Annotated in this window: 6 protein-coding genes; 4 read left to right on the forward strand and 2 right to left on the reverse strand. The window is 68.3% G+C overall.

Annotation, left to right across the window (positions count from 1 at the left end; translation table 11 throughout):
• Positions 1 to 164: 164 nt before the first annotated feature.
• The gene (locus tag VGL85_RS04085) at positions 165 to 563 is read right to left on the reverse strand and encodes a GFA family protein (protein ID WP_331586263.1); all 399 of its coding nucleotides are present in this window, start codon (positions 561 to 563) and stop codon (positions 165 to 167) included.
• A 120-nt stretch (positions 564 to 683) separates the two neighbouring features.
• Here VGL85_RS04085 and VGL85_RS04090 point away from each other — a divergent pair, with 120 nt between their 5' ends.
• A complete protein-coding gene (locus VGL85_RS04090; protein ID WP_331586265.1) occupies positions 684 to 1,604 on the forward strand; it encodes a hypothetical protein in 921 nt (306 codons plus the stop codon).
• A gap of 7 nt (positions 1,605 to 1,611) precedes the next feature.
• Here VGL85_RS04090 and VGL85_RS04095 read toward each other — a convergent pair whose 3' ends face one another.
• Positions 1,612 to 2,034 (reverse strand): OsmC family protein, encoded by a 423-nt coding sequence (locus VGL85_RS04095; RefSeq protein ID WP_331586267.1) that lies wholly within the window; start codon positions 2,032 to 2,034, stop codon positions 1,612 to 1,614.
• A 185-nt stretch (positions 2,035 to 2,219) separates the two neighbouring features.
• Here VGL85_RS04095 and sidA point away from each other — a divergent pair, with 185 nt between their 5' ends.
• From sidA to VGL85_RS04105, 3 genes are all read left to right on the forward strand, one after another.
• Positions 2,220 to 2,312 carry a cell division inhibitor SidA gene (sidA, locus tag VGL85_RS22135; RefSeq protein ID WP_414695172.1) on the forward strand — a complete coding sequence of 31 codons (93 nt, stop codon included), beginning with the start codon at positions 2,220 to 2,222 and terminating at the stop codon, positions 2,310 to 2,312.
• Positions 2,313 to 2,338: 26 nt separating this feature from the next.
• Positions 2,339 to 5,785, forward strand: coding sequence for a DNA polymerase III subunit alpha (gene dnaE / locus VGL85_RS04100; RefSeq protein WP_331586269.1), 3,447 nt, complete (start codon positions 2,339 to 2,341; stop codon positions 5,783 to 5,785).
• A 398-nt stretch (positions 5,786 to 6,183) separates the two neighbouring features.
• Positions 6,184 to 6,260, forward strand: a 77-nt coding sequence (locus VGL85_RS04105; protein ID WP_331586271.1) for a hypothetical protein, incomplete at its 3' end; no start/stop codon positions are given.

A 6,260-nucleotide genomic window follows, 5' to 3' on the forward strand; every position in this document is an offset into this window, starting at 1 on the left:
GATCCGGCCACGCAGGCGCTCAGCGTCAGCACGACAAGCATGAGCCCGGCGATCCTGACGAGATTTCGCGATTTGTCGGACATCTGAGCGTCCCCCCCATCCGGCATCGCGTCGGCAATACGTCGCGGCCTTAAGCTTAACGCTAGACCTCCCGGCGCGTTCCGTCACGCCGGCCGGCCCTCCGCATATCGCGGCAGGTCGTCCTGGCCGTGGTCCCACTTCGCCTGATGGCTGACCCAGATGTGGCAGGCGGGTTCGGCCTCCAGTCCGGACTCGACGCTGGCGATGCGCAGGATCACCCACGGCTCGTGCGTCCATTCCGAGATGATCTGCGAGCCACAGGCGCGACAGAAGTGGCGCAGCTTGCCCGGCGACGAGGGGTAGGCGCCCATCCCGTCCGCGCCGCGAGTCCAGCGGAAATCCTCGCGCCGCACGCGTGCGGTGGTGGCGAAGGCGGCGCTGTGAGCCTTCTGACAGGTGCGGCAATGGCAGTGCACGACAGGCCCCGCAAGCGCCTCCGCCTCGTAAGCGACCGCGCCGCAAAGGCAGTTCCCGGTGATCATCGGTTATTCCCCTATTCAAGACCGCAGCAGATATAGCGCCGGCGCGCAGGGGGGCGAGTTTCGAAGCCAGGCGACACGCTTTGAGACCCTGTTCTATGCTCTCGACGGAAGGGGGCGACCATGACCACGGAAAGGCTGTTGCTCTGCCGCCCGCTGGGCGGGCTGAACGACATGCTTTGCCAGATCGAGCGCGCCTGCCTCTATGCCGAGCGCTTCGACCGGACCGTCGTCGTCGACACCGACTATTCCAAGACCTATTTCCGCGACCGCTTCTCGGCCTATTTCGTCAGCCGCCAGGCGCGTCTGGTGCTCGACGCCGATGCGGTGCTCGGGGGGCTGGACCAGCTCGAGGTCTTTCCGCACATCCTGGCCGGCCGCGTGACCCGCTACGCCGCCCGTTTCGACCGGGCTCTGCAACGGTTCGTCGAGGCCGAGACTGGCCTGGTGCCATCCTTCGATTTCGACCGCGACTATGCCGAGCCGCTGATCGTCCACCATGCCAGCGGCGGCGGGACCAACGCGATCGGCGCCCTGGCGCGGCTGCGCCTGCGCGAGCCGCTGGTCGAGGTCCTGCTGCAACGCCTTGGCGAGGTCGGGCCGCCCTATCTCGGCGTCCACGTCCGCAATACCGACTACAAGGCCAGGCTCGGCGCCGACACCCTGGCCGGCAAGATCGCGCCGGACCGCCCGATCTTCCTCGCCACCGACAACCGCGACACCGTCGCCCAGTTCCGGTCGCTGTTCGGCGCCGAACGCATCCACGCCTTCGCCAGCCTGCCGGCCGCGGCCGGCGTTCGGATTCACAATATCGACGATCCCGCCCAGGCTCCTGAGCGCAACCGCGACGCCATACTGGACCTGGTCATGCTGGCGCTGGCCAAGCAGCTCTACCTGTTCGAGCTCGAGCCCAACCCTTACGGCGCGCGCTATTCCGGCTTTTCCGTCGCCGCCGCCCACCTCCACGACACCAAGCCGGTGCTGCGCCGCCTGATCAGCGACGACCCCGCCGCGCTGGCGGCGGCTGGGCTGGGCGAGGCCTAGCGACGCCCTATTTCAGCGTCTTTTCCAGCGTGATCTCGGCGTTCAGCACCCGCGACACCGGGCAGGTCTTCTCCGCCGCCTCGGCCAGCTTGTCGAAGGTCGCCTGATCCAGCCCCGGCACGTCGGCGACCAGGGTCAAGGCCGAGCGGGTGATCTTGAACCCCGCCCCATCCGGCTCCAGCGACACCGCCGCCTGCGTGGAAAGCTCGCTCGGCGTATAGCCCGCTGTCTGCAGCTGAAAGGCCAGGGCCATGGTGAAGCACGCCGAATGCGCCGCAGCGATCAGCTCCTCCGGATTGGTCCCCTTCTCGTTCTCGAACCGGGTCTTGTAGGAATAGGGCGTCTCATCCAGCACCCCGGAATCGGTGCTGATATCGCCATCGCCATCCCGGCCGGTTCCACGCCAGACGGCGCGCGCTTTGCGGATCATTGGCAGTCTCCCTCGCGGATCAAGCGCCGACGCAGCGGCGCCGGCCACCCGAGAGATAGGGGTGGATGGCCTGCCACGGGAGGAGCCTTAACCGCCCAATTGCCGACCATCGCCTAAAGGCGGCCTTGACATCGTAGAACAAAACAAGAATAAGAACAAAACAAGTACGAAATCAGGAGGCGGAAATGGTGGTTCGGTTGGCGCGCGAGACGTTGGCGCTTGCGTCGGTGGCGGGGTTCGTCTGGATGGTATGCTCGGTGGCGCATCTGGTCGCCTGAGTCGCGGACCTTGAGAGGCTGAGGGCATGGCGGAGGTCGAGGCCGGGGGTTTGGGCGAGGGGTTTGTCCACCTGCGCGTCCACTCGGCCTATTCGCTGCTCGAAGGCGCGATCAAGGCCGACACGATCGGCAAGCTGGCGCGGGCCGCCGACATGCCGGCCGTGGCCCTGACCGACCGAGCCAACCTGTTCGGGGCGCTGGAGTTTTCCGTCGCCACCAGGGAGGCGGGGGTGCAACCGATCGTCGGCTGCGCGCTGCCGGTCACCGGCATCGGCGAGGGCCCGCCCGAGCGCTGGGCGCGGCCGCCGACCGTGGTGCTGCTGGCGCAGAACGAGGCCGGCTATCTCAACCTGATGGCGCTGTCGTCCGCCGCCTATCTCGACATCGAGCCGACCGCCGAGCCGGGGGTTCCCTGGGCCCGCGTCGCGAGCTGCGCCGAGGGCCTGATCCTGCTCTCCGGCGGGCCGGATGGGCCGGTCGATCCGCTATTCGCCGCCGGCCGCACGGCCGAGGCCAATGCGGCCCTGGCGCAGATGCAAGGCGTGTTCTCAGACCGCTTCTATGTCGAGCTGCAGCGCCATGGCCTGGCCGCCGAGGCCGCCGCCGAGCCGGGGCTGGTGGCCTATGCCTACGAGCACGACGCGCCCCTGGTCGCCACCAACGACGTCTATTTCGCCGCCCGGGCCATGCACCAGGCGCACGATGCGCTGCTCTGCATCGCCGACGGCGCCTTCATCGGCCAGGACGAGCGCCGGCGGGTGACCGCCGAGCACGGCTTCAAGACGTCCGCGGAGATGCGCCACCTGTTCGCCGACCTGCCCGAGGCCTGCGACAACACGATCGACATCGCCCGGCGCTGCGCCTTCATGGTGGTCAAGCGCGACCCGATCCTGCCGCGCTTCCCGACCGTCGACGGCCGCTCGGAGGCCGACGAACTGGCCGCCCAGGCCCGCGAGGGGCTGACCTTGCGCCTCGCCACCCACACCCCGGCCGCGCCGGTCGCCGAGTATCACGAGCGGCTGGAGCGCGAGATCGGCGTCATCCAGTCGATGGGTTTTTCCGGCTATTTCCTCATCGTCTCCGACTTCATGAAATGGTCGGTGGCCAAGGGCATCCCCGTCGGCCCCGGTCGGGGGTCGGGCGCGGGTTCGCTGGTCGCCTGGTCGCTGCTGATCACCGGGGTCGACCCGCTGCGCTTTGACCTGATCTTCGAGCGTTTCCTGAATCCCGAGCGGGTCTCCATGCCCGACTTCGACATCGACTTCTGCCAGGAGCGCCGGGAAGAGGTGATCGCCTATGTCCAGGCCAAGTACGGCCGCGACCGGGTGGCGCAGATCATCACCTTCGGCAGCTTGCAGGCCCGCGCGGTGCTGCGCGATGTCGGCCGGGTGATGCAGCTGCCGCTGGGCCTGGTCGACCGGCTGGCCAAGATGATCCCGAACAATCCGGCCGCCCCGACCACGCTGGCGCGCGCGGTCGAGATCGAGCCCAGGCTGCAGCAGGCCAGGGACGACGACCCGGAGGTGGCGCGCCTGCTGGAAGTGGCGCTGCAGTTGGAGGGCCTTTACCGCAACGCCTCGACCCACGCGGCCGGCATCGTCATCGCCGACCGGCCGCTGACGGAGCTCGTGCCGCTCTATCGCGATGCGCGCTCGGACATCCCCGCCACCCAGTTCAACATGAAGTGGGTGGAAAGCGCCGGGCTGGTGAAGTTCGACTTCCTGGGCCTGAAGACGCTGACCGTCATCGACCGCGCCGTGCATTTCCTCGAGCGTCGCGGCGCCGGCATCGATCTCGAACAGCTGCCACTGGAGGACGCGGCCACCTACGAGCTCATGGCCACGGGCCAGACCATCGGCCTCTTCCAGCTGGAAGGGCAGGGGATGCGCGACATCCTGCGCCAGCTTCGGCCGGGTAACCTCGACGAGGTCTCCGACCTGATCTCGCTCTACCGGCCGGGCCCGATGGCTTCGATTCCGGAGTACATCGAGCGCAAGGCCGGGCGGGCGCCGGTCGACGTGCTGCATCCGCTGCTCGAGCCGGTGCTCGCGGCGACCTTCGGCGTCATCGTCTATCAGGAGCAGGTGCTGCAGATCGCGCGCACGCTGGCCGGCTACAGCCTGGGCGAGGCCGACATGCTGCGCCGCGCCATGGGCAAGAAGATCCAGAAGGAGATGGACCAGCAGCGGGCCCGGTTCATGTCGGGCGCGACCGAGCGCGGCGTGCCGCCCGGGCTGGCCGAGATGATTTTCGAACTGATGGCGAAGTTCGCCGGCTACGGTTTCTCCAAGAGCCACGCCGCGCCCTACGCGCTGATCGCCTATCAGACGGCGTGGTTGAAGACCCACGCCCCGGTGGAGTTCTTCGCCGGCTCGATGAGCCTGGACATCTCCAATACCGACAAGCTGGCGCTGTTCTATCAGGACGCGCGGCGAAGCGGCGTCACCATCCTGCCGCCGGACGTCAACCGCTCGGCCGCCGACTTCACCGTCGAGGATGGGGCCGTGCTCTATGCGCTCGGCGCCATCCGCAATGTCGGCCTGGCCGCCATGGAACATCTGGTCGCCGTGCGCGAGGCCGGCGGGCGGTTCTCCGACCTGCACGACTTCGTCGAACGGGTCGATCCGCGCCAGGTCAACAAGCGCGCGCTGGAGAATCTGGCCCGGGCCGGGGCCTTCGACAGCCTGCATGCGAACCGCGCCGAGATCATCGCCGGCGCCGATGTGCTGAACGCCCAGGCGCAGAGCGCCGCGGCCGAGCGCGCCTCGCTGCAGGCCAATCTGTTCGGCGAACAGGTCGAGGCGGCGCGGCTGCGCCTGCCCAGGCGCGACCGCTGGAGCGAGACCGATCAGCTGGACGAGGAGCGGGCGGCGGTGGGCTTCTATCTGAGCGGCCACCCGCTGGAATCGATGATGGAGGTGCTGCGCCGCAAGCGCACCACGATGTTCACCGACGCGCTGGCCCAGGTCGAGGCGGGCATGGAGGCCTTCCGCATGGCCGGCGTCGTCCGCCGGCGCCAGGAACGCGCCTCGGCCAGGAGCGGCGACAAGTTCGCCTTCGTCACCCTGTCGGACCCCACCGGCGAGTATGAGGTGCTGTTTCCGCCGGAGGCGCTGCGCCGCTGCCGCGAGACCCTGGAGCCGGGCAGGGCGGTGGTGATCAAGGTGCGCGGCAAGGCCTCGGACGGCGACGTGCGCTTCTTCGGCGACGAGGCCGAGCCGCTGGAACGCGCCGTCGCCGGCGCCACGGCCGGCCTGCGCGTCCACCTCTCGCCGGCCACGGCCGACATGGAGGGCCTCCGCCGCCGCCTGCGCCCCGCCGATGGCGGCGCCGGCGGCGAGATCATTCTGGTCGCCGGCGTCGGCGACGGCCGCGAAGTCGAACTGAAACTCCCCGGCCGCTTCTCCCTGGACCCAGCCGTTCGCGGCGCGCTCAAGACCGCGCCAGGGGTGGCGTTTCTGGAGGAAGTTTAGGTAAGAAGCGGAGAGAAGGCATTGAACGGTCATATAAATCCGCTCATCCCCGCGAAAGCGGGGACCCAGGCGTTTTTGGCATCTACCGTGACAGTTCAAGGATTAAACCGCAAAGGACGCCAAGTTCGCCAAGCCAGGTGACACTTGGCGTCCTTGGCGTGCTTGGCGGTAAAAAGCCTGGGTCCCCGCCTTCGCGGGGATGAGCGGAGCTATATAGCCCAGCCCCACTTGCCCCTTCCTCCTTGCCTTTTGCGCCTTCCCGACCTATGTCGCGGCCATCACACACGCAGGGCGTTCGGCGATGCGCGGGTCAATCCTCGCGCTTTTCCGTTCCGGTCCCCTTCTCACGGAGGGGTAGGCCCCGCGGAGGCACGAACCGGAAGAAGGATCAAAGGTTCATGGCGCTACCCGACTTTTCCATGCGGCAGCTTCTCGAAGCTGGCGCCCACTTCGGCCACCAGACCCACCGGTGGAA

Source organism: Phenylobacterium sp. (genome assembly GCF_036501465.1).
Taxonomy (GTDB): Bacteria; Pseudomonadota; Alphaproteobacteria; order Caulobacterales; family Caulobacteraceae; genus Phenylobacterium.